Annotated in this window: 18 protein-coding genes and 1 pseudogene; 6 read left to right on the top strand and 13 right to left on the bottom strand. The window is 73.1% G+C overall.

Annotated elements, in window-relative coordinates; all coding sequences use genetic code 11:
• Positions 1-96 precede the first annotated feature (96 nt).
• Together mmpB and KYY02_RS02520 are read left to right on the top strand one after the other, a co-directional pair.
• Positions 97-225 (top strand): morphogenic membrane protein MmpB, encoded by a 129-nt coding sequence (mmpB, locus tag KYY02_RS02525; protein ID WP_371235692.1) that lies wholly within the window; start codon positions 97-99, stop codon positions 223-225.
• Positions 226-256: 31 nt separating this feature from the next.
• The gene (locus tag KYY02_RS02520) at positions 257-877 is read left to right on the top strand and encodes a Maf family protein (protein WP_371235691.1); all 621 of its coding nucleotides are present in this window, start codon (positions 257-259) and stop codon (positions 875-877) included.
• Here KYY02_RS02520 and KYY02_RS02515 read toward each other — a convergent pair.
• Positions 846-1,323: pseudogene (locus KYY02_RS02515) on the bottom strand (hypothetical protein). The gene KYY02_RS02520 and the pseudogene KYY02_RS02515 overlap by 32 nt on opposite strands.
• A 364-nt stretch (positions 1,324-1,687) precedes the next feature.
• On the opposite strand from KYY02_RS02515, the gene KYY02_RS02510 reads away from it, so the two are divergent.
• Positions 1,688-3,460 carry an acetyl-CoA carboxylase biotin carboxylase subunit gene (locus tag KYY02_RS02510; protein WP_371235690.1) on the top strand — a complete coding sequence of 591 codons (1,773 nt, stop codon included), beginning with the start codon at positions 1,688-1,690 and terminating at the stop codon, positions 3,458-3,460.
• Between the two features lie 370 nt (positions 3,461-3,830).
• Here the strand turns inward: KYY02_RS02510 and KYY02_RS02505 are convergent, their stop codons facing one another.
• The 3 genes from KYY02_RS02505 to KYY02_RS02495 all read right to left on the bottom strand — a co-directional run bounded on the left by KYY02_RS02505 (position 3,831) and on the right by KYY02_RS02495 (position 7,211).
• Positions 3,831-4,772 (bottom strand): DeoR/GlpR family DNA-binding transcription regulator, encoded by a 942-nt coding sequence (locus KYY02_RS02505; protein ID WP_371235689.1) that lies wholly within the window; start codon positions 4,770-4,772, stop codon positions 3,831-3,833.
• A gap of 141 nt (positions 4,773-4,913) precedes the next feature.
• Positions 4,914-5,561, bottom strand: coding sequence for a hypothetical protein (locus KYY02_RS02500; RefSeq protein ID WP_371235688.1), 648 nt, complete (start codon positions 5,559-5,561; stop codon positions 4,914-4,916).
• A 102-nt stretch (positions 5,562-5,663) separates the two neighbouring features.
• On the bottom strand, positions 5,664-7,211 hold the full coding sequence (locus KYY02_RS02495; RefSeq protein ID WP_371235687.1) for an NAD(P)H-quinone dehydrogenase: 1,548 nt from the start codon (positions 7,209-7,211) through the stop codon (positions 5,664-5,666).
• On the opposite strand from KYY02_RS02495, the gene KYY02_RS02490 reads away from it, so the two are divergent.
• The 3 genes from KYY02_RS02490 (at position 7,210) to KYY02_RS02480 (ending at position 10,730) form a co-directional block, all read left to right on the top strand.
• Complete coding sequence (locus KYY02_RS02490) at positions 7,210-7,650, top strand: gamma-glutamylcyclotransferase family protein (RefSeq protein ID WP_371235686.1); 441 nt, start codon at positions 7,210-7,212, stop codon at positions 7,648-7,650. The two genes, KYY02_RS02495 and KYY02_RS02490, sit on opposite strands and share 2 nt — an antisense overlap.
• Before the next feature lie 90 nt (positions 7,651-7,740).
• Positions 7,741-8,565 (top strand): purine-nucleoside phosphorylase, encoded by an 825-nt coding sequence (locus KYY02_RS02485; protein ID WP_371235685.1) that lies wholly within the window; start codon positions 7,741-7,743, stop codon positions 8,563-8,565.
• A 530-nt stretch (positions 8,566-9,095) separates the two neighbouring features.
• On the top strand, positions 9,096-10,730 hold the full coding sequence (locus KYY02_RS02480) for a phospho-sugar mutase (protein WP_371235684.1): 1,635 nt from the start codon (positions 9,096-9,098) through the stop codon (positions 10,728-10,730).
• A 310-nt stretch (positions 10,731-11,040) separates the two neighbouring features.
• Here KYY02_RS02480 and KYY02_RS02475 read toward each other — a convergent pair whose 3' ends face one another.
• From KYY02_RS02475 to pstA, 9 genes are all read right to left on the bottom strand, one after another.
• On the bottom strand, positions 11,041-12,444 hold the full coding sequence (locus tag KYY02_RS02475) for a hypothetical protein (RefSeq protein WP_371235683.1): 1,404 nt from the start codon (positions 12,442-12,444) through the stop codon (positions 11,041-11,043).
• A gap of 180 nt (positions 12,445-12,624) precedes the next feature.
• Entirely contained in the window at positions 12,625-13,482 is an 858-nt protein-coding gene (locus KYY02_RS02470) for a sortase family protein (protein WP_371235682.1), read from the bottom strand.
• A gap of 108 nt (positions 13,483-13,590) precedes the next feature.
• Positions 13,591-14,514: a phosphate ABC transporter ATP-binding protein gene (locus KYY02_RS02465; protein WP_442538142.1), complete on the bottom strand. Its 924-nt coding sequence runs from the start codon at positions 14,512-14,514 to the stop codon at positions 13,591-13,593.
• Between the two features lie 20 nt (positions 14,515-14,534).
• A complete protein-coding gene (locus KYY02_RS02460; protein ID WP_371235681.1) occupies positions 14,535-15,476 on the bottom strand; it encodes a sortase in 942 nt (313 codons plus the stop codon).
• Between the two features lie 86 nt (positions 15,477-15,562).
• Complete coding sequence (locus KYY02_RS02455) at positions 15,563-17,020, bottom strand: Ig-like domain-containing protein (protein WP_371235680.1); 1,458 nt, start codon at positions 17,018-17,020, stop codon at positions 15,563-15,565.
• A gap of 142 nt (positions 17,021-17,162) precedes the next feature.
• On the bottom strand, positions 17,163-18,161 hold the full coding sequence (locus tag KYY02_RS02450; protein ID WP_371235679.1) for a hypothetical protein: 999 nt from the start codon (positions 18,159-18,161) through the stop codon (positions 17,163-17,165).
• Positions 18,162-18,330: 169 nt separating this feature from the next.
• On the bottom strand, positions 18,331-20,802 hold the full coding sequence (locus KYY02_RS02445) for a hypothetical protein (RefSeq protein ID WP_371235678.1): 2,472 nt from the start codon (positions 20,800-20,802) through the stop codon (positions 18,331-18,333).
• Positions 20,799-22,547, bottom strand: a complete 1,749-nt coding sequence (gene pstS / locus KYY02_RS02440) for a phosphate ABC transporter substrate-binding protein PstS (RefSeq protein ID WP_371235677.1) — start codon at positions 22,545-22,547, stop codon at positions 20,799-20,801. Before pstS ends, KYY02_RS02445 begins: the two co-directional genes overlap by 4 nt.
• A complete protein-coding gene (gene pstA, locus KYY02_RS02435; protein ID WP_371235676.1) occupies positions 22,544-23,839 on the bottom strand; it encodes a phosphate ABC transporter permease PstA in 1,296 nt (431 codons plus the stop codon). Before pstA ends, pstS begins: the two co-directional genes overlap by 4 nt.
• Positions 23,840-23,844: the final 5 nt, after the last annotated feature.

The following is a 23,844-nucleotide window of genomic DNA, read 5'->3' as shown; positions in this document are numbered from 1 at the left end:
GCGCCCGGGCCGGGGGGCGCGGCGCGACAGCGCCGTGCCCCTACCTGAGTACGCGTACTCAGGCACCCCGGCCGGCCCAGGCCCCACGCTGGTGACATGCTGTGGTCCGACCCCGAGAACGAGCCGCCCAAGGAGCTGCGGGACGCGCAGGCCATGCTGCGGCGGCTGGGCGTTCTCATGGCGCTGGCCATGGTGCTCGCCATGCTCGTGATCGGCGTGAGGTGAGCCGTCCGGGCCACCTCGATACGCTGACCGCATGACAGATCAGCCGCGCCGCCGACTCGTGCTCGCCTCCCAGTCCCCCGCCCGGCTCGGGCTGCTCCGGCAGGCCGGGCTGGATCCCGAGGTGATCGTCAGCGGGGTCGACGAGGACGCCGTCACCGCCCCCACCCCCGCCGAGCTGGCGCTCGCCCTGGCCGAGGCCAAGGCCTCCGTCGTCGCCGCGAAGCCCGAGGTCAAGGGCGCGCTGGTGATCGGCTGCGACTCGGTCCTGGAACTGGACGGCCGGGCCCTCGGCAAACCCGCGGACGCCGGGGAGGCCACCGCGCGCTGGAAGGACATGCGGGGCCGTGCGGGCACCCTGCAGACCGGCCACTGTGTGTACGACACCCTCAGCGGCCGGTACGTCTCCGCCACCGCCTCCACCGTCGTCCGTTTCGGTGATCCCAGCGACGAGGAGATCGCCGCCTACGTCGCCTCGGGCGAACCGCTCCACGTCGCCGGCGCGTTCACCCTGGACGGCCGCTCGGCCCCGTTCATCGACGGCATCGACGGCGACCACGGCAACGTCATCGGCATCAGCCTCCCCCTGGTCCGGCGTCTCCTCTCCGACCTCGGCGTCGGCATCACGGAGCTGTGGGCGCCGCCGAAGAAGTGACCGGAGAGCCGTCACCGCCGACGCCGCCCTCGGGAGCGGCGTCGGCCGGTTGCTCCGTACGGCCGTCGTACCCCATCAGCAGCAGCACGACGAGCCCGGGTGCGACCGTCATGGGAAGGAACGCGGACGGACCGACCAGGCCCACGTGACCCCGCCCAGCAGCACGTGCACCACCGCCGCGCCGGTCGGCAGGATCCGCCGAGCCCGGCGGGCGCCCGGTCGCGCACGGCGACCAGCAGGGCCATCGGGCCGCACAGCGCGAAACGGAGCCCGAAGACGATTCCGCCGTTCTTCGGAGACGTCGACATCACGTCCGGATCGAGACCGGCCGGCGACATGTTCCGCCGGTCGGCGACGACGCCCAGGAACCGGTTCAGCGCCGCGATGCCGAGCGCCTCGGCGAACAGCACGAGCGCCACGACCCACGCCACCGGCCTGCGCACCACCGGCCCTCATCCGCTTTCGAGCACCACTGCGGTCACCCCGAGCATGTGCGGGCCGACGCGAAGGCTACTAACGGGTAGATCTCGGTACAAGGGTTCCGTGGAGGGCAAAGAATCACTGGGCCATTCGTAGGGACTCCACAAAGAAACGGAGCGGGCCGCAGCACGCTCTCATAGAGACCTTGACCACACAGGACGGCTAGGGTTTCCGGCAGGAGTCCTGCGCACCAAGGTGCGACAGGGACTTTCGCGGGTCGAGCGAGCCTCGCATCACGCTCCGTGTGGGCAAGCTCACCAGTGGGGACGGGTCGAAGTGCCGTGTCGGCAGTCCCTAAACTCGGCTTGTTTCAAGGAGGGAGCCTCAATCGTGCGCAAGGTGCTCATCGCCAACCGTGGCGAAATCGCTGTCCGCGTTGCCCGGGCCTGCCGGGATGCCGGAATCGCGAGCGTTGCCGTCTACGCCGACCCGGACCGGGACGCTCTGCATGTCCGCGCCGCGGATGAGGCGTTCGCCCTGGGCGGTGACACTCCGGCCACCAGTTACCTCGACATCGACAAGGTGCTGAACGCCGCACGCGAGTCGGGCGCGGACGCCGTCCACCCGGGTTACGGATTCCTCTCCGAGAACGCCGATTTCGCCCAGGCGGTCCTGGACGCGGGCCTGATCTGGATCGGCCCGCCGCCGCAGGCCATCCGCGACCTCGGCGACAAGGTCGCCGCCCGGCACATCGCGCAGCGCGCGGGCGCCCCACTGGTGGCGGGTACGCCCGATCCGGTGAGCGGGGCCGAGGAGGTCGTCGCGTTCGCCGAGGAGCACGGGCTGCCGATCGCGATCAAGGCCGCCTTCGGTGGCGGCGGGCGCGGTCTGAAGGTCGCGCGGACGCTGGAGGAGGTGCCGGAGCTGTACGACTCCGCCGTCCGTGAGGCGGTCGCCGCCTTCGGCCGCGGTGAGTGCTTCGTCGAGCGCTACCTCGACAAGCCCCGCCACGTGGAGACCCAGTGCCTGGCCGACCAGCACGGCAACGTGGTCGTGGTCTCCACCCGTGACTGCTCGCTGCAGCGCCGGCACCAGAAGCTGGTGGAGGAGGCGCCCGCGCCCTTCCTGTCGGACGCCCAGATGGAGGAGCTGTACTCCTCCTCCAAGGCGATCCTGAAGGAGGCCGGCTACGTCGGCGCGGGCACGGTGGAGTTCCTCGTCGGCCTGGACGGCACGATCTCCTTCCTGGAGGTCAACACGCGGCTGCAGGTGGAGCACCCGGTGACCGAGGAGGTCGCGGGGATCGACCTGGTGCGGGAGATGTTCCGCATCGCCGACGGCGAGGAGCTGGGCTACGGCGACCCGGTGCTGCGGGGGCACTCCTTCGAGTTCCGCATCAACGGCGAGGACCCGGGGCGCAACTTCCTCCCGGCCCCCGGTACCGTCACCCGCTTCGACGCGCCGTCGGGTCCGGGTGTGCGGCTGGACGCGGGTGTGGAGTCGGGCAGCGTGATCGGCCCGGCGTGGGACTCGCTGCTGGCGAAGCTGGTCGTGACCGGACGCACCCGCAAGGAGGCGCTGGAGCGGGCCGCTCGTGCGCTGGCGGAGTTCCAGGTCGAGGGCATGGCCACGGCCATCCCGTTCCACCGCGCGGTGGTGAAGGACCCGGCGTTCGCGCCCGAACTCACCGGTTCGGCCGAACCGTTCACGGTGCACACGCGGTGGATCGAGACGGAGTTCGTCAACGAGATCAAGCCGTTCGCCGCCGCCGTGGACGCGGGGGCGGCGGAGGAGGTGGACCGCGAGACGGTCGTCGTCGAGGTCGGCGGCAAACGCCTGGAGGTCTCCCTCCCGGCCTCGCTGGGCATGTCCCTGGCCCGTACGGGGCTGGCGGCGGGCGCCAAGCCGAAGCGGCGGGCGGCGAGGAAGTCGGGCCCGGCCGCCTCGGGCGACACGCTCGCCTCCCCGATGCAGGGCACGATCGTCAAGCTCGCCGTGGAGGAGGGGCAGGAGGTCGAGGAGGGCGACCTGGTCGTCGTCCTGGAGGCCATGAAGATGGAGCAGCCCATCAACGCCCACCGTTCCGGCACGATCAAGGGCCTGAGCGCCGAGGTCGGCGCCTCCGTCACCTCCGGCGCGGTCATCTGCGAGATCAAGGACTGACACGTCCGACGCCTGCGGCGCCGCGTCCGCCCCGGTGAGGGCGGGCGTAGCGCCCGCGGTCGGCGGGTGGGGCGGGACCGCGTCGGGGTGTCCGTCCTCGGACCGGCGCGGATCACGTCTGCCGGTGGGGCGCGGACGCGCCGGCCGCTGCGGGCGGCCCCCGTCCCCTTCCCGCCGTACGCGGCCACTTGCCGTCGTCCCCGCACTCCGCGGGCCGTCGCGCCCTCCCCAGCGCCTCAAAGGCCTGGGAGACACCCCGCGAGCATCGGACCGCACCCCCCGGCCCACACCGGCACGGGGCACCCGCGAAGCGTCAGGGCGCGGTTCCCCGGCCGGCGCCCACGCAGGGCACCCGCCGGGGCGCCGAGCGTCAGCGCCTCCGCAGGTCCGCCACCCGTGCCCGCTCCGCCCCCTGTGCCTGCTCGGCCGCCGCCCCCAACGCCACAGCCGTACGCAGCCCGGTCCCCTGCCGCCGCGGCCCGGGAAGAGGGACGTCCCGGCGCTGACGCCCCACCGGGCCCCCCTCGCCCCCCGCTCCCGCGACAGCGATCTGCACGCCCTGATCGGCCAGCGCCTGCAGCTCGGTCCCCGCCCGCTCGTCATGTCCGGCAGGCTCGTCCGTCACCAGTCGCGTGATCAGATCCGTGGGCACCGTCTGGAACATCGTGTCCGCACCGAGCTTGGTGTGGTCCGCGAGGACCACCACCTCCGCCGCGGCCTGCACCAACGCCCGGTCGACCGACGCCGACAGCATGTTGGACGTGGACAGCCCGCGCTCGGCGGTGAGGCCGCTCCCGGAGAGGAACGCCCGGGACACCCGCAACCCCTGTAGGGACTGCTCGGCACCACTGCCCACGAGGGCGTAGTTCGAGCCGCGGAGCGTACCGCCGGTCATCACGACCTCCACCCGGTTGGCATGGGCCAACGCCTGGGCGACCAGCAGGGAGTTGGTGACGACCGTGAGGCCGGGCACCCGGGCCAGCCGGCGGGCCAGCTCCTGCGTGGTGGTACCCGCGCCGACCACGATCGCCTCGCCCTCTTCCACGAAACTCGCGGCGAGGTCGGCGATGGCGGTCTTCTCGGCGGTCGCGAGATGTGACTTCTGCGGGAAACCGGACTCTCGCGTGAAACCGCCCGGCAGTACCGCACCGCCGTGCCGGCGGTCGAGGAGTCCTTCTGCCTCCAGTGCACGCACGTCCCGCCGTACGGTCACTTCGGAGGTCTGGACGACGCGGGCGAGCTCACGGAGCGACACGGCCCCGTTCGCTCGCACCATTTCGAGGATCAATTGGCGACGTTCTGCAGCGAACACGAAACCGACAGTAACGCCGACGACCGTCTGCTTTCAGCAGTTTGCGCTGAATAGCAGAAGTTGTTCGCAACACGGCACGGGGAGTGGTATAGAACCCGGCCCCGGCCGTGCCGCCCGTACGGGCGGCGACGCGCCGCGGCGTCAGGACAATGTGATGACCACGCCGTACACCCACACCGCGGCCGCCGGCCAGACCACCCACGGGTGCCCCGGCCGCCGGTGTCCGGCGCCGCCCCGCGGACGGAGTTCCGGGTGGAGGGCCAGCACGGTCAGCAGGTCGGCGGCCTCCTGGGCCCCGTCCCTGAGCCGCAGCACCCGGCACAGCGCCGACGGGAGGAAGAAGCCCGCGACCAGCCAGGGCTCGTGCTGGTCCTTGAGCCGGATGCCCAGGCGGCCGAAGCGGCCGGCGTCGACCCGCTCGATCCGCTCCCAGTCCACGTGGCGGGTCGAACCCGCCCGGCACACCCGGATCCCCGGACGGTGCGCCACCACGCCCCAGCTGCCGACCGCACAGGCGAACCACGCCCAGATCAAGGTCACCCCGGCCTGGGACACCAGCCACTCCAGGACGCCCCGCACGCCCGGACCGAGCGGTTCGGCGAGCCTGCTGTGATGGACGATCTTCCCCAGCAGCAGCGCGGCCACCAGCAGGCCGCCCCGGCGGGCCCGCCACACGACCGGCTCCCCGACCGGCGCCCACTCCCGGGCGCGCGACCGCAGACGCTCCATGCGTTCCCTCCGGGCGACGAGCATGCGGTCCGCCCGGTTCCCGGGTCTCACCTCTCCCATGGCCTCATCCAGCCACACGGCGCCCCGGGTCCGTCAGTCCGGCTCCCGGCAGACACCGCCCCCGTCGCCTGCCGGACCCCGGCAGGCGACGGGAAGCGGCGGTCACGCCTCCGCGCCCGACTTCCGGGTGTGCAGCTGGCGCGCCACCTCGGCGATCGAGCCGGACAGCGAGGGGTAGACCGTGAAGGCGTTCGCGATCTGCTCCACCGTCAGATTGTTGTCGACCGCGATCGAGATGGGGTGGATGAGCTCCGAGGCGCGCGGCGCGACGACCACGCCGCCCACCACGATGCCGGTGCCCGGACGGCAGAAGATCTTGACGAAGCCGTCGCGGATGCCCTGCATCTTCGCGCGCGGGTTGCGCAGCAGCGGCAGCTTCACCGCACAGGCGTCGATCTTGCCGGAGTCGACGTCGGCCTGGGAGTAGCCGACGGTGGCGATCTCGGGGTCGGTGAAGACGTTCGACGAGACCGTCTTCAGGTTCAGCGGGGCCACCGCGTCGCCCAGGAAGTGGTACATGGCGATACGGCCCTGCATCGCCGCCACCGAGGCGAGCGCGAAGACGCCGGTGACGTCGCCGGCGGCGTAGACGCCGGGGGCCGTGGTCCGGGAGACCTTGTCGGTCCAGATGTGGCCGGACTCCCGCAGCCTGACCCCGGCCTCCTCCAGGCCCATGCCCTCGGAGTTCGGGACGGCGCCCACGGCCATCAGACAGTGCGAGCCGGTGATGACGCGGCCGTCGGCGAGCGTCACCTCCACCCGGTCCCCGACCCGCTTCGCGGACTGGGCCCGCGAGCGCGCCATGACGTTCATCCCGCGACGGCGGAAGACGTCCTCCAGCACGGCGGCCGCGTCCGGGTCCTCGCCCGGCAGCACCCGGTCGCGCGAGGACACCAGCGTCACCTTCGACCCGAGCGCCTGGTAGGCGCCGGCGAACTCGGCGCCCGTGACACCGGACCCGACCACGATGAGCTCCTCGGGGAGCTCGTCCAGGTCGTACACCTGGGTCCAGTTCAGGATCCGCTCGCCGTCGGGGCGCGCGTCCGGCAGCTCGCGCGGGTGCCCGCCGGTCGCGACCAGCACGGCGTCGGCGGTGAGCGTCTCCTCGGTCCCGTCCGCGGCGCGCACCACGACCTTCCGTGATCCGTCGAGCGCCTGCATGCCCTCCAGCCGGCCCCACCCGCGCAGCACCCGCGCGCCGGCCCGGGTCACGGAGGCGGTGATGTCGTGCGACTGGGCCAGCGCGAGCCGCTTCACACGCCGGTTGACCTTGCCCAGGTCCACGCCCACCACCCGGGCGGCCTGCTCCATGGGCGGGGTGTCGTCGGCGACGATGATGCCCAGTTCCTCGTACGAGGAGTCGAAGGTGGTCATCACCTCGGCCGTGGCGATCAGGGTCTTGGACGGCACGCAGTCGGTGAGCACCGACGCCCCGCCCAGGCCGTCGCGGTCGACGACGGTCACCTCCGCGCCGAGCTGTGCGGCGACCAGCGCCGCTTCGTATCCGCCGGGTCCGCCACCGATGATCACGATCCGAGTCACGTACTCCATTGTCCCGCACGCTTCACCGTGCGACCGTCCGGGGGCCTCAGCCGTGGCTCCCCCGTTACCGGAGTGGCCCGCGCACCCGCTGCCGTACCCTTCCCCCATGTCGCTCTACGCCGCGTACGCCGCCCATCTCGACGCGCGGCTGATGTCCCGCCGCGCCCCGCACTCGCCGCTGCGCGCCACCGGCTGGCTGAACGGGTGGAGGCTGACGTTCGGGGGCGAGCACATGGGCTGGGAGGGCGCCCTGGCCACGCTGGTCGAGGACCCGATCTCCGCGGTCTTCGTCTCCCTCTACGACATCGCCCCGATGGACGAGGAGTCCCTGGACCGCTGGGAGGGCGCGGGCGGCCTGGACCTCTACCGACGCACCCGGGTGCGCGTGCACACCCTGGACGGCGAGGAGCCGGCCTGGACCTACGTCCTCAACAGCTACGAGGGCGGCCTCCCCTCGGCCCGCTACCTGGGCGAGATCGCCGACGCGGCCGAGTCCGCGGGAGCGCCCCACGACTACGTGATGGAACTGCGCAAGCGTCCCTGCTGACGCTCCCGGCGGGAAACGACAGGACAACGATCGCCAACCCGTCGGCTCCCGCATCTACGCGCGTAGGCGAATACCGGCTACCCTCATCGCGTGAATGCTTCTCTTCTTCCGGACGACATCCAGGGCGACCCGTACGCCGCAGCCGACGCCGCCGCCGCACGCCTGCGCGAACTCACCGGCGCCGAGACCCACGACGTCGCCCTCGTGATGGGCTCCGGCTGGGCCCCGGCCGTGGACGCCCTCGGCACGCCCGAGGCCGAGTTCCAGGTCACCGAGCTGCCCGGTTTCCCGCCGCCGGTGGTCGAGGGCCACGGCGGCAAGATCCGCTCGTACGCCGTCGGCGCGAAGCGGGCCCTGGTGTTCCTGGGCCGTACGCACTACTACGAGGGACGCGGGGTCGCCGCGGTGGCCCACGGCGTCCGTACGGCCGTGGCCGCGGGGGCGAGGACGGTCGTCCTGACGAACGGCTGCGGGGGTCTGCGCGCGGGCATGCGCCCCGGGCAGCCGGTCCTGATCAGCGACCACATCAACCTCACGGCGACCTCGCCGATCGTCGGCGCGAACTTCGTCGACCTCACGGATCTCTACTCGCCGCGTCTGCGGGCGCTGTGCAAGGAGGTCGACCCCACGCTGGAGGAGGGGGTCTACGCGCAGTTCCCCGGCCCGCACTACGAGACTCCGGCGGAGATCCGGATGGCCCGGGTGATCGGGGCGGACCTGGTCGGCATGTCGACGGTCCTCGAGGCCATCGCCGCCCGTGAGGCGGGGGCGGAGGTCCTGGGCATCTCCCTGGTCACCAACCTGGCCGCGGGGATGACGGGCGAGCCGCTCAACCACGAGGAGGTCCTCCAGGCGGGCCGGGACTCCGCCACACGGATGGGATCCCTGCTGGCGCAGGTGCTCGGCCGCCTGTAGGACGCGGTGGCCGGTTCGCGTGCGGTACGGGGCGGACGGTGTCCAGCGGTCGCCCCGCACGGGCTTGCGCGGCCCGGCGCTTACGGGATGCCGTCGCCTTGGCACCGGCCGGCCCCGGCGCTTGCGAGGTGCCCGGCCGGTGGTGTGGGCCGGGGTGTTCGCGGGGCGCCTCCCCCGCCTCCCGGCTGCGCTCGCGCGGGGCCCCGTCATCCCAGCCACGCGACTGCCCGCGGGGGCGGCGTCGGGTGGCCGCGTACGACGGGAGGGGGACGGGGCGGGGGTGCCCGTCCGCAGCGGCCGGCGCGTCCGCGCCCCGCACCCCCTCCGAGGAACGCGATCCGCGCCGGTCCGAGGACGGACACCCCCGACACGGCCCCGCCCCACCCACCGACCACAGGCACCACCTGAGCCCCCACCGGACCGAACCCTGCGCCACAGGCACCACCCGCACCGCAGGCACAGGACACGCACCCACCGCCCCCGCAGGCATGAAAGCCTGACGGACGACCAACGAGAGAGGCCGACCGACCGTGCAAGACGACGCCCTCATCGCACAGGCCCAGGCGTGGCTCGCCGAGGACCCCGACCCGGACACCCGCGAGGAACTCGCCCGCCTCATCGACACCGGCGACCACGCCGAGATCGCCGCCCGCTTCGGCGGCACCCTCCAGTTCGGCACCGCCGGCCTCCGGGGCGAACTCGGCGCGGGCCCGATGCGCATGAACCGCTCCGTCGTCATCCGCGCGGCCGCCGGCCTCGCCGCGTACCTCAGGAAGAACGGCCACACCGACGGCCTCGTCGTCATCGGCTACGACGCCCGCCACAAGTCCCGCGACTTCGCCGAGGACACCGCCGCCGTCATGACCGGCGCCGGACTGCGCGCGGCCGTCCTGAACCGCCCCCTCCCCACCCCCGTCCTCGCCTTCGCCATAAGGCACCTCGGCGCCGTCGCCGGAGTGGAGGTCACCGCCAGCCACAACCCGCCCCGTGACAACGGCTACAAGGTGTACCTCGGCGACGGCTCCCAGATCGTCCCCCCGGCCGACGCGGAGATCGCCGCCGAGATCGGGGCCGTGGCCTCGCTCACCACGGTCCCCCGCCCCGCCGGAGGCTGGGAGACCCTCGACGACACCGTCCTGGACGCCTACCTCGCCCGCACGGACGCGGTCCTGCCCAAGGGCTCCCCCCGCACCGCCCGCACCGTCTACACGGCGATGCACGGCGTCGGCAAGGACGTCCTCCTCGCCGCCTTCGAACGGGCCGGCTTCCCGCAGCCCGTGCTCGTCGCCGAGCAGGCCGACCCCGACCCGGAGTTCCCGACCGTCGCGTTCCCCAACCCGGAGGAGCCCGGCGCGATGGACCTGGCGTTCGCGAAGGCGCGGGAGACCGACCCCGACCTGGTCATCGCCAACGACCCCGACGCCGACCGCTGCGCCGCCGCGGTCAAGGACGGCACGGACTGGCGCATGCTGCGCGGCGACGAGGTCGGCGCCCTGCTCGCCGCCCACCTGGTCCGCCGCGGAGCGACCGGCACGTTCGCGGAGTCGATCGTGTCGTCGTCCCTCCTCGGCCGCATCGCCGAGAAGGCGGGCCTCCCCTACGAGGAGACCCTGACCGGTTTCAAGTGGATCGCCAGGGTGGAGGGCCTGCGCTACGGCTACGAGGAGGCCCTCGGCTACTGCGTCGACCCGGACGGCGTACGCGACAAGGACGGCATCACGGCCGCCCTCCTCCTCACGGAACTGGCCTCCGAGCTGAAGGCCGAGGGCCGTACCCTCCTCGACCTCCTCGACGACCTCGCCGTGGAGCACGGCCTGCACGTCACCGACCAGCTCTCGGTCCGCGTCGAGGACCTCTCCGTCATCACCGGCGCGATGCGCCGCCTGCGCGAGCGGCCCCCGACCCGCCTCGCGGCCCTGCCGATCACCAGGGCCGAGGACCTGGCGCGGGGCACGGACGCCCTCCCGCCCACCGACGGCCTGCGCTACGCCCTCGACGGCGCCCGCGTCATCGTCCGCCCCAGCGGCACGGAGCCGAAGCTGAAGTGCTACCTGGAGGTGGTCGTCCCCGTCGGCACGCACGCCGACCTCCCGGCGGCACGCGCCCGTGCGGCCGGCCTGCTGGCGGCGCTGAAGGGCGACTTCGCCGCCGCGGCCGGTCTCTGAGAGCCGCACGACGGGCCGGAACGAGCGCACGCCCCGGTGTACGCCGGGGCGTGCGCCGGGGCGTGCGCCGGTTCACGGGGAGTGGGGCCGCCGCATGCGCCTCGGCGGCCTTCCCGGCCGCGCCACACGTCGCACCCTGAAAGAACGCGGACGCGCTCCTCGCCCCTTGGAAGCGTCCGCCCCGTGCCCCGCGCCCCCTTGCGTCTGTCAGGCGGAACGCCGCGTCAGAGCCTGACCCGGGGGCGGCTCCCCGCCCCCGGGCATCCCTCCCCGTGTCAGGTCTCTGCCACAGCCCGGGCCGCCTCGCCCCTCACCTCGCGAACGCGCCCCCGGCCGCAACCGTCGCCCCGGGCTCCGGAGCACCCCTCCCGGCCCCGGACGGACTGGGCTCAGGGCTCCCGCTCGGAGTCGGGGAGGTCGTGTCACCCGGTTCCGTCGGCTCCCCGGTGGACGGCTCCGGGGCCGGTGCGGTCGGAGACGGAGAAGGCCCGGCGCCCTCGTCCGGGGACGGCGACGGAGAAGTCCCCGTGGGCGTCGGCGACGGAGAAGTCCCCGTGGGCGTCGGCGACGGGCTCCCGCCGGGTGAAGCGGACGGCTTCGGCCCGGGAGCCGCGGACGGACTCCCGCCCGCCGAGGGGGACGGCGCCGGGGACCCCGGCCGTCCGCTCCCGCCCGGATCCGGGGTGGCCCCGGGCGCGCGTGGCGGCGCACCGGCGCCGCCCGGCGACTCCCCGCGCCCGCGCTCGTGCCCGCTCCCGCCCTCCCCGACCGGCTTCGTGGCCGGCGTGTCACCGCCCGCGCCGGGGCTCTCGGGCACGACTCCGCGCCCGTCGGGAACGGTGTGCACGCCCCGCAGGTAGAACGTCATCCACCCGAGGACGAGGTCGAGGTAGGCGCGCGAGTGGTTGTAGCTGAGAACGGCCCGCTCCAGCCCGGCGGCGGTACGCAGGTCCCGGTCCCCGGCGCACAGGTAGTGCCCGGCGGCGAGCGCGGCGTCGAAGATGTTGTTGGGGTTCGTGACCCCGTCGCCGTTGCCGTCGGCGCCCCACGACTTCCAGGTGGTCGGCAGGAACTGCATCGGCCCGACGGCCCGGTCGTACACCGCGTCCCCGTCCCAGGCGCCGCCCTCGCTGTCGTGGATGAGCGCGAAGCCGTTGCCGTCGAGGGCGGGCCCCGTGATCCGGGTGAGGGTGTCGCCGTTCGCGTCCACGGCGCCACCGCGGGCGTGCCCGGACTCGACCTTGCCGATCCCGGCGAGCAGTTCCCAGCGCAGCCCGCAGCCCGGGTCGGTGCCGGCGACGGACTTCGCGGCGTCCCGGTAGGCGGTGAACACGCTCACCGGCAGTCCCGCCTCGTCGGCGGTCCGCCGCGCGGAGTCCGCCCCGTCGTCCTCGACGGCCGCCTCCTCGCCCCGCACCTTTTCCTTGGCCGACACACCCTCCAGCGGCGGCAGTTCGACGTGGTACGAGTCGTCGCCCTGGGAGGGCACGTCCGGCAGCGGGGCGTCCGGGCCCACGGACCCTCCGGGCACGCCCGGTTTGTCGTCCTGCGCCGCCCGCCCGACGTCGAGCCGCGGCCCCGGCGCCTGCGAGCCCGCGGTGAGCAGGGCCGTGGCGACGGTGGCGGCGGTGGCGACCCCGGCACCGCGCAGTCCGCGACGGGTGAACAGCCGCGCACCCGCACGACGGAAGGGTCTGTTGAACGGACGGGGCATGAGGACGCTCCTGCCGGTCGGGAGTTCAGGGGGTACGCAAGGTGCGGAGCCGGGTTCCGGTTCCCGCGCCCGACGCTAGGCACCGGGCGACGGCCCCGGGGCGCCTGGCCGACTCCGAGGGGGAAAGGGGAGGTGAACACGTTCCGTACGGGACGGGGGAGGAACGGGGTCGTCGCGCCGTCAGGTCCGCATCAGGTAGCTGAAGCCCGTGTTCGGGCCCACGCAGGACTGGAGCGTGAGGTCCCCCCAGTACAGGCCCTGGGAGGGGGTCCCGCGGCCGGGTGAGACGTGGTGGGCGTAGACGCGGTAGGTGAAGGTGCCGCGCGGGGTCGTCGCGACGACCTCGGTCCCCACCGGCAGTTCGGCGAACCGGTCGAAGCCGCAGTGGTCGTGTCCTACGACGACAGCCGTACGCAGCGCGTAGCCGTCCTCGGTGCCGAGTTCGGGTCCGGTCCACTGGACGGCGTCACGGCAGGCGTCGACGGCCTCCTGGCCTCCGCGTACCACCCGCGCCGACCAGGAGCCGATGCGCAGGGTGCTGGAGCCGTCCCGGCTCCGCTCTCCGGAAGCGCCGGTTCCGGCCGAGGGCGCCGGCGAGGACTCGGCAGGCGCGGTGCGCGGGCTCGGCGGGGGCGAGGAGGCGGGCGCCTTCGCCTTCTCCGCCGGCTCCGCGGGGACGACGGAACCGCTCGACGACGGCGCCGGGGGGAGGGGCACGGGCGCGCCCGGAGCACCGGTCGTCGTGCGCGGAGCACCGGGCGTCGTGCGCGGAGCACCGGGCGTGCCCGGGGGCCGGGAAGAGGCGGGAGCTGGCGCGAGGGGCTCGGCCGCCCGCTCACCCGGCGGGAGGGGGACGGCGCGGGGCGCGGAGTCGTCCGGCGCGGCGCCGGGTGGGCGGACGGGCTGCTGGCCGGGCGCCCCCGGGGCGGCGCAGCCGGCCAGCGCCGCCGAGGCGACGACGGTCAGGAGGGCCGCTGTCGTACGGGGGAGCGCGTGCTGGGACCGCCACGGCGAGGTGGTCCTTCGGGTGCTGTGCATCCGGTCGTCCCTTCCTGCGATCGGGAGGGCGGGGCGGGCGGGGGCTGAACGGTTCGGCCGGGGCGCCCGGGCGGCGTGCCCCCGGCCGGGCGGGGTTCCCTGCGGCTGCTAGCCGAAGCGGCCCTGGACGTAGTCCGCGGTGCGGGAGTCCTGGGGGGCGTGGAACATGGCGTCCGTGGGGCCGTGCTCGACGATGGCACCGGGGGTGCCCTGTTCGGCGAGGAAGAAGGCACACTGGTCGGAGACGCGGGCGGCCTGCTGCATGTTGTGGGTGACGATGACGATCGTCACCTCCTCGGACAGCTCGTGGATGGTCTCCTCGATGCGCCGGGTCGACGTCGGGTCGAGGGCCGAGCAGGGCTCGTCCATCAACAGCACCCGGGGGCGCACCGCCAGCGAGCGCGCGATGCACAGGCGCTGCTGCTGGCCTCCGGAGAGCGCGCCGCCCGGTTGCCGCAGCCGGTCGCGGACCTCCTTCCACAGGCCCGCCTTGGTCAGGCACTCCTCGACCAGCCGGTCCTTGTCCTCACGGCCCGCCTTGACGCCGCCCAGCTTGAGGCCGGCGGTGACGTTGTCGTAGATCGACATCGCGGGGAAGGGGTTGGGCTTCTGGAAGACCATGCCGATCTCACGCCGGGCGTGGGTGATGCGGCGGCCGCGGTCGTAGATGTCGTCGCCGTCGAGCAGGACCCGCCCCGCCAGCGACGCGGAGCCGACCAGTTCGTGCATGCGGTTGAGGATCCGCAGGAACGTGGACTTGCCGCAGCCCGACGGGCCGATCAACGCGGTGACCTTGCGGGCGGGCATCGTCAGCGAGACGCGTTCCAGGACCTTGTGGTCACCGAACCAGGCCGAGACGGCGTCGGCCTCCAGTGTGGCCGGGGAGCTCTGGGCCGTGGCCGCGCCGCGCCGCCGTCCGGGCTTGGCCGCCGGCATCCTGGTGGTCGGGCCGAGGAGCTCGCCGAGCGATACGGTCTCGTCGGCCGGGTCGGCCGTACCCTTCACGCCGGTCGTGTCGGTGGTGTCGGACATGTCGCTGAACTCCTCGTCGGTCAGAGCAGGTTGGGCAGCAGTCGGGTGGCGGCGCCGGAGACGGCCAGGCCGAGGGCGGCGAGGACGGGGGCGCCGACGACCCAGCTCTGCCAGCGGCCCCAGGCGCGGTGCGCGGCCATGGTGAGCAGGGCGGCGAGCAGCAGCCCCTGGGACCAGAGGAAGACCGGCAGCCAGGCGGCGTCCTCGGAGCCGAGGGCCTGCTCGGACTCGTCGATCCAGCCCAGGCCCAGCGGCCGGGGTGGGCTGGGCTGCACGTCGCTGGTCAGGGTGGCGTCGACGCGGACCGTCCCGGACGGGGTGTACGGCGGCCCCTCGGCGGTGATGAGCGTGAGCCTGCCCTCGCCCTCCTTGAGCACGGGCGGCAGCGGATCGCCCTCGCGGCGGACGGCCGTGACCTCGTAGACGGCGGTGCCCTGCCCGGTCGTCACCCGGATCTCGGCGCCGGGCGGCAACTGGTGCAGGTCGTTGAACGGGCTGCCGTATCCCCACTGGCGGCCCATGAGGACGCTGGTGCCGGCCTGGCCCGGCAGCGGGGTGTCCCGGCGGTGGCCGGGGCCGGCCGTCAGGACGCCGGAGGTGGTGCCCTCCCCGACGACCTCCTTCAGGCCGAGGGCCGGGATGCGCAGGAGGCCGACGGGGTCGCCCGGCCGCAGCATCTCGCCCTCGTACGTCTGCTGGCCCACCGGCGCGATACCCAGGGCGAGTTGGCGGCGCAGCTCGTCGTAGGAGGTCTGCTGGTCGCGGGCGTGCTGGAGGTGGCCCACGACAGTGAGGTGGGCGGCGAAGCCCAGCAGCAGGGCGGCCAGCACGCACAGTGCCGCCCCGGCGAACGCGAAGCCGGGTCGCTCGTGTCTCGGCTTCGCGAAGCCCGGCGCCGGCCCGGGGGAAGGCGCCGGGGCCGGCGGTGCCTCGGTCGGCGGAGGCGGGGACAGCACGGTCACGGGGTGCGCTCCTGGGGAGAGGGGTGGGGTGGGGTGACCGGTGCGCGGACGGCGAAGGGGTTCCGCCGCCCGCGCACCGCGGGCCGTCAGGCGCCGGGCTGACCGAAGCCCAGCAGGCCGTTACGGCGGGCGAACCGCATCGCGAACACGCCGCCCGCGGTGAGGAGGACCGCGCCGAGGCCGCCGAACAGCGCGACCTGGCTGCCGGTGGAGGCGAGACCGCCGGTCGGGGACGTGCCCCCGGTGCCGCCGGAGGTACCGGTGCCACCGGCGGTGCCGATGCCTCCGGCGGTGCCGGACGGGTCACCGGAGGGGTCGGACGAGGGGTCGCCGGACGGGTCACCCGACGGGTCGTCCGTCGGGTCGTCGGTCGGGTCGTCGGTCGGGTCACCCGACGGGTCGTCCGTCGGGCCGCCGCTCGAAGGCCCGGACGACGGTTCGGGGACGGTGAAGGGCGCGGAGGTCACGGTGGCTCCGACGCCCCCGTTGGCCCGGCACGCCTTGTCCGCCTCGAAGTCCCAGGCGGTCCGGCCGGCGACGGCGTCCTCGGGCACGGTGAGCGACTTCCAGGTCACGACGCCCTCGGCGTCGGCCGTGGCATCCGGGAACTTCGCGTCGTTCCCTCTCATGCTCATCGCGTAGGCCGTCCCGGGCGCGCATCCCCGGACGATCAGCTCGACCGTCTGGCCGCGCTGCAGCTCCGGTGTGTCGGGCAGCCGCTCGCCCGAGGCGTCCCGGATCTCGAAGTCCGCGGGGAACACCGACACCGTGAAGGGGGCGGACTCGGAGGCGCCCCACTGCGAGGTGTCGTCCGGGGTGAACGCGGCCACGATGTCGTGTCGCCCCCGAGCCAGGTCCGAGGTCGTGAGCTCGGCCTTCCCACCGCTGACCGGTGCCGAGCCGATCGTGGTCGCGCCCTCCCGGAAAGCGACCGTTCCGGTGGCCTCGGCAGGCGCCACCGTGGCGGTGAGCCTGACCGCCTCGCCGATCTCGGCGTCCGAGGGCTGCGCGGCGAAGCTGAGGCCCGTGGACACCGCGCCCTCACCGACCACCCAGTTGTCGCCGGTCACAGTGATCTTCTGGGACCAGTAGGGGTCGCCCGGCACGAACACCTCGTCGGCCGGCTGGCCGTCGAAGTTGTCCACGCACCGCAGCCGCAGCTCGTACGTGCCGTCACCGGTGAGGACGGTCGACGGGTCGGTCACCCCGGCCCCCGGGTTGTCCTCCGCGGCCAGTGAGACCGTCGAGACGGCCCCGGTGTACGGTGCCCCGCTGCTCAGCATCCCCAGCACCGTCTGTTCGGTGCCGTCGGGCTTGACCACGTAGAGGGACACGAAGTTGTTCCAGTTGAGTTCCTCCAGGGTGAAGTCGGGGCAGGCCCCCGGGATCTCGATGGAACTGCCGAACGGCTGCGGGTCACTGAGCCTGCCGTTTCCGGGGCTCATGGTGAACTCACCGACGGAGGCCGCCCGGGCAGGCTGGGACTGGGACACGGCCAGGGCCACCAGGCCCGCGGCCAGTGCGGCACAAGCGGCGACGATCACGGCCGCTCTTCGGAACGGATGTAGCGCTGTCATGCTGAGGGCCCCCCGGGGGACGGTCGACGGATGTGCCGGGACAGCGCGTGGGGCCGGGCACCTGGAAGGCGCCCGGCCGTCACGCGTGGATCAGAGGTCGGTCATCGGGTCAGCGCTCGGCCTTGAGGGCGGTGCTGCCGCAGTCCGTGCCGAGGGTGCCGAAGCCGTAGTTGGTGAGGGTGGCGGTGTCCTTGCAGACCTTCGAGTCGGACCCGGTGAAGGTCTCGTCGATGACGGCGTCGGACAGGTTGTCGGTCGGGACGACGTTGTAGACCTGGCGGAGGAAGTCGGCGTCGAAGCCGGTGTTCAGCGCGAGCGCGCTGCCCGAACCCGTGGTCGGGGCCAGGCTGTTGATGCTGCGCAGACGCGACTGGCCGCGGCGGTTCGGGACGTCGGCGAAGCCCTTGCCCTGGGAGATCCACTGGGCGATCGAGTACGGCATGAGCTGGTTGCCGTTGGCGATGGCCTCGCCGTTGTGCTCCTGGACGCTGTCGTCGACGCAGTCGCCGAGGTCGGCCTCCGTCATGTCGAGCGCCGTCAGCCAGAAGGACCGGGTGCCGGAGCCGGACTGCGGCAGCAGCGGCTGGGCGTTCGGGTACTGGGCCGAGTCGCACTCGTAGATGTCGATCAGCTGCGCCTTGGTGAGGTTCGTCGGCAGGGCGCTGCCGAGGTCCGTGGCGTAGGTGACACCGTCCAGGGCGAACGGGATGAAGGTGAGGTCGTCGGTGCTGGTGTCCGCGGGACCGCGCGAGGAACGGGCGAAGTCGACGCAGTCGGCGCCGGCGGCGAGGTCGGCGTTGAGCGCGTTGATGCCGGCCGAGGAGCCGTTCGGACGCGCGATGTTGGCACAGCCGGTCGCCTTGGTCGTGATCGTGGCGGTGCCGGTGGCGTTCCAGGACGCGATGATCTTGCCGCCCGCGTTGGTGACGGCGGCCGAGTCGCCCAGGCCGTTCATCACGTACTGCGTGGTGTCCGAACCGACACCGGCCAGCTGACGGTAGTCGGTGTCCGGGCTCGGGTCCGCCGAGGCCGGGGAGGACAGGATGCCGAGACCGAGGACCGCGGCGCCGGCGACGGCACCGACCTTGGCGTAGGACTTGACGTTCACTTCTGAACCCCTTGCTGGTGGATTTTCGAAGAATGGACGTTCAAGCAAATCCGGATCTTCTCGCTGCCGACCCGTCGGCCGACCACCGCATACACTTCCAGAGATTCCCGGCTCATACCAACGAATTCCGCGCGATGGAAAGGTTACGAGAAGGCTCCCTAGGTGTCTCCTAGGAGATCCGGCGATGCGCGAGGTGAAGCATCACCGGACCGGAGAGTCCGGCCATTCCCCCCAGAATGAGAACGCCTACGATAACCCAGCGGATAATGCCGATGATTTCCCCGCGGGTGACGCCCACGCCGGATTCCGCGGCGACCTTCTGCGGGTTTGAGGTGGCCGCCCCGGAGTCGTTCGCGGCGGACTGCGAGGCCTCCGGACCCGCCGGGCCGCCGCCCCCGCCGCCCGTGCCGCCCGCGGTGCCGCCCGTGCCGCCCGCGAACGCGCCCCCGGGACCGCCTGCGGGACCGCCTGCGGGCCCCCCTCCGCCCTGGGGTCCGGAGCCGCCGGAGTCCCCGCCGCCGCCGGACGAGGAGCCGTCCGTGGCCGTGCCGCGTTCCAGGGCGTCGGCGGCGGACTCGGCCTGGTCGCGCAGCCGTTGCGGCAGCGGCGCGTACCCGGGGGGAAGCTCGCCGGCCGCGAGGCCGGGGGTCTGACCCGGACCGGCCACGTACCGGATCAGGTCCGCGTAGGCCGCGCGGTCCTCGGCGTCCTGGTTCACCGAGGCCACGGCGTAGGCGACGGCGGTCAGGGGGTACGCCTCGCCCTTGGCGCGCGCCGGATCGGCCTTGAGCACGGAGGGCGTGTCCGCCCAGGGCCGCATGGCCTCGGCGCCGGCCGTCAGGGTGCCGGCGGACGGCTTCACGAAGGTGCCGTCCGCGTTGCGCAGGGCCGCCGTCTTCAGGCCGTACCGCTCGGCGGAGACCACGTCGACGACCGCCAGTACGGCGCGCGTGCCGAGGAGGGCGGGGTCGTTGACGAGTTTGGGCGGGGCGTCGGTGGGGGGTCCCCACTGGATGGTGCGGTTGTTGTTGCCGCGGAGCGTGCGCAGGGCGCCTTCGTGCAGGTCGGCCGTGTAGGGGTCGAGGTCGGTCACCGTGTAGGTGAGGGGCGGGGTGCCGTTGGCGAGGGCGGGCGCCGTCGTCGGGTCCACCTTGGGGTACTCGGTCAGCGTCGTGTTCCCCGGCAGGTCCAGTTCCTCGTAGTACGGATTCACCCGCATTCCGTGGGGATCCGGTTTCCCGGAGAGGAAGTCCCGGGCCTCCGGGTCCGACTGCAGCCAGTTCCAGACGACCCGCGAGGTGTCGGAGTTCTGCAGCGGCACCATGAGGCTGCGCGGCCGCACGCCTCCCTTCGGGAAGTCAGGGTTCAGCGCGAGGAATTCCGGGTCCTGGGCGAATGACTCCGGATTTCCGCTCACATGCTCCGGCGTCCGTCCGGGCACGTCTTCCTGGTAGGAATGGGTGAGCATCTTCGCGACGATTCGCGGTGTCAGTCTCATTTCCTGCACGAGGCCCGACGGGTTCTCCATGAAGAAGGCGATCGCCAGTCCCGACACCGCCACCGGCGCGTGCACGATGCCTTCCCCGCCTTCCGCCGGAACCGCCGGGTCGACGGTGAAGCCGAGCAGGGGCGTGTCGGCCGAGGTGGCCAGGACCTGGTTCCGGGCCACTTCCTCGCCGCCCTGGGTGAAGGCGAAGGTGCTGTCCAGCGAGGTGCACAGCTTCGGCTGCCAGGAGGTGACGGCCTCCGTCACCAGTTCGGATCCGGCGGTGGGGCGTTCCGTCTGGCCCGACGGGCAGTAGTCGTCGACCGGCAGGAACTCCAGCGGCACCACCATCCGCTGCTCCCAGTTGGCCGTGGACAGCGGTGAGGAGTGCACGGCGAGGCTCTGGGTGCCGAGGACGTCCGTGCCGTCGGCGTCGTGGGTGCCACGCGGCACGATGACCAGCCAGCAGGGCCGGGGGACCGGGGCGCTGCCGGCGGGCGCGGCGTTCAGACCGCAGCCGAGGTGGGGGGCCTGGACTCCGTCCTGGACCTCGAAGGTCACCTCGCCCCTGCCGTTGGCGAAGGTGCGGGCGCCGGCCTGCTCGTTCGTGTCCAGCGGGCCGAAGTAGGTCCAGTCGGTGCCGGACCTGGTGGCCGGCAGGCCGCCCACGGGCTGGAAGGGCGCGAACGTCTGGTCCCCCTCGTACTCGGTCTCCCGGGGGTCGTAGGCGTGGTTCTCCTTGTCCGTGCTGAGGGACCGGCCGGCGGTGTACTGGCCGGGGAACGGCTGGCCCGTGGCGCCGAACACGCACTGCTCGCGGTCCGGGCCCGCCGGGTCGTCCCCCCAGCACTGCATGATCTGCAGGAAGTTGTTGGTGAATTTGCCGGCCGGGGTCGCCTTCCCGCCCTCCCAGCTGACCCGGACCCCCTGCGAGCGGAGCCCTTCGGTCTGGTGCACGGTGACCTTCAGGCCGGAGAAGTCGTCGTACGGGCCCTTCCGTCCGGAGACCGTCACCGCCGAGTCCTCCCCGGCCTCCGCCGCGGCGGCCGGCTGCGTGGCCGCCGACGGCGGCAGCAGGGCCAGGACCAGCGCGGCGAGCAGGGAGCCGACGGCGGCCTGAACGCGCGGCCGGAACCTCTTCGGTACGTCCGTCATGCCGCACCGCCGTTGCGCCGGGCCCGGTTCGCCATCACACGGGCGACCAGCGGGGGGCCGATGACGACGCCGACCAGCAGGACGGCCGAGAGGGCCATCAGCGCGGTGCGCAGACCCGTCATGTCGCCGGAGGCGAGGGAGACCGGGCTGGCGGCGACGGAGCCGCCGCCGCCGTCGCCGGAGCTGAGCACCTCGCCGGTGTCGGGGTCGACGACGGTGCCGCCGGTCGGACCGCCCGTGCCCGCGCCGCCGGTGTCACCGCCGCCGGTCGTGCCGTCGGCGCCGCCCGAGCCGGTGGAGCCCGCGCCGCCCGTCGAACCGGTGGAGCCGCTGCCACCGGTGCCTGAGCCTCCGGGGCCTCCTGAACCGCCGGATCCTCCGGAGGCCGACCCGCCGCTGCCGCCGCTGCCGCCGTTGCTCACCGGGGTGATCTGCTTGGCGCCGCCGGTGCCGGTGGCGCACTGGTCGGTGCCCTTCTTGTCGCACGCCTGCGGGTAGGGGGCGTTCTTCGCGAGGAGGTTCTCGCCGCTGGAGGAGAACGTCGGGTTGTTGCAGGACTTGATGTCGATCTTCTCGGTCTCGGCGCCCGGGATCTTGCGCACCTGCTCCATGCCGGCCTGGACGAGGTTCATCGGCAGGGGCGAGTAGCCGAGCCGGTCGGCCTGCTGCTGGCCCTCGCAGAGGAAGTAGTTGTTGAACGCGCTGAGCGTGGCGCCCTTGGCCTTGGTGAAGCCCATCTCCTCCTTGATCGGGACGATCATGTAGCTGTAGCTGGAGAGGGGGTAGGTGCGCCGGTCGCCGAAGGTGTAGACCCCGTCCAGGTTCTGGGTGAGGTAGTTCGCCGAGCGCGGGTCGTCGTTGATCCGGGCCCGGGTGAGGGCGACGGCGACGCTGGAGGCGGTCGGCTCGACGTAGTAGCCGGACCGGTTGAGGACCTTCGCCACCGGGAAGTTCGCGTTGCGGGCGTAGGAGTACTCGACGTAGGTGATGGCGCCCTCGGCCTGGGGCTGCTTGGTGTAGCCGGCGACACCGAGCGAGCCGGACTGGGCGACGAATCCGGAGCCGGGGATGTTGGGGAAGTATGACGTCAGACCGCAGGGTGTGGGCTTGTTCGCGCGGCGGCAGTAGTCGTTCCACAGGGAGCCGTACTGCTTGGACATCCACAGGGTGAACTGGGCGGTCGTACCGGAGCCGTCGGAGCGGACCACGGGGACGATACGGCGGGCCGGCAGGTTCAGCTTGGGGTTGTCGGCCCTGATCTCCGGCGCGTTCCACATGGTGAGCCTGCCGGTGAAGATCTTGCTGATGACGTCGCCGGACAGCCGCAGGTTGGTGACCTGCCTGCCGCCGATCTTCAGGTTGTACATGAACGACGTACCGCCCGCCACGATGGGCATGTAGGCGTACTTGCGCTTGGGCGGGGTGTCGGTGGTGCCGAACTCGGTCAGACCGTAGGGGATTTCCGAGACACCGAAGTCGGAGGTGCCGTTGGCGAACTGGTTGCGGCCGACGGTGGAGCCGACCGACGCGTAGTTCACGGTCATGCCCTGCTGGCGGACGTTGCGGCGCCACTGCTCGATCGCGTTGGCACTCCAGGTCGAGCCGGAGCCGCTGATCTTGACGTAGGTGGCGGCGAGCGCGGGCGGCGGGTTGACGGCCAGCAGCACGCAGCCCAGGGCCAGGCACAGCGCCAGCGCCTGGTACATGCGCAGCGTGCGCGGGCGTCGGACAGGTGCGGTTGTCACGGGGTGCTCCTCGTCGGTGCGGGGTTGTCGGTCGTCTGGTCGGCCCGGCCGCGGGCCGCGAAGCGCTGTGCGTCACGGCGGGAGGCCAGGACCCGGCGGTGTTCCTGCCGGCGGGACAGCTGGCCCGGTCCGCGCCCGCCGAGGACACGGGCGAGGACGAACAGGACGAGCACCAGCACCAGAAGCACCGCCGCGGTGCCGAAGCCGCGGGCGATGTAGGTCGGTTCGGGGGACTTCACCAGTTCGAAGGCGGCGAGCGGCAGCGAGACCATCGGGTCCTTCAGCGGGTTGGTGTTGAGCTCCGCGGTGAAGCCGGCGGTCAGCAGCACCGGCGAGGTCTCCCCCACCCCGCGGGCGGTGCCCAGGATGACGGCGGTGGTCAGCCCGGACCGGGAGGTGGGCAGGACGACGTGCCAGACGGTCCGCCAGCGCGAGGTGCCCAGCGCGTACGACGCCTCCCGCAGGGTGCCGGGCACCAGCCGGATCACCACGTCCGCCGCCCGGATGACGATCGGCAGCATCATCACCGAGATGGCGAGCGCGGCGGCGAGTCCGGAGCGGTCGAAGCCGAGGCCCAGGATGAAGGTGGCGTAGATGAACAGGCCGGCCACGATGGACGGCAGCGCGGTCATCGCCTCGACGATGGTGCGCACGAACCGGCTGAACGGGCCCGGCACTTCGTTGAGGAAGACGGCGCAGACCAGCCCGACGGGGATACAGATCGCCAGGGCGATGCCGATCTGCCACAGGGTGCCGACGATCGCGTGCAGGATGCCGCCGACGCTGAGCGGCTCGACCGGTCCGGCGTCCGCCATCGACCGGGTGTAGAAGTTCAGGTGCGGCAGCGCCTCGCGGCCCTCGTAGAGGGTGTAGACGACGACGAAGGCCAGGACGGCCAGCATCACCGACCCGAGGGTCTGCACGACCGCCGCGGCGACCCGGTCGCGCACCGCGGGGCCGTCCTCGTCGAAGGAGACCAGCAGCGCGTACACGGCGAGGAAGAGCGCGTAGGCGATGGCGAGGAAGCCGAGTGCGCCGTTGAAGGGCAGCAGTCGGTCGAACATCAGCCAGGTCAGCGCGAGGGACGCGGCGGCGGCGCCGAGCAGGGCGTAGACGTCGGTGGCGCGCAGCGTGGACAGGTTGCGGCGGGACTGGCCGAGCGCGGTCCGGGCGCCGGGGCCGTGCCCCGGCAGCGTGGTCCTCGTCGCCGGTGGCTCCGGCGGTCCCGCGAGGGCCGGTGCGGCCTGCGGCCGCGGGTCGCCGGGCGGGCTCTGGGGAGCGGTGACGGTCATCCGGT

It is taken from the genome of Streptomyces pimonensis, from assembly GCF_041380215.1.
GTDB lineage: Bacteria > Actinomycetota > Actinomycetes > Streptomycetales > Streptomycetaceae > Streptomyces > Streptomyces pimonensis.
Note: the sequence above shows the minus strand (reverse complement) of the source record. Positions and strands in the feature narration are given on the sequence as shown.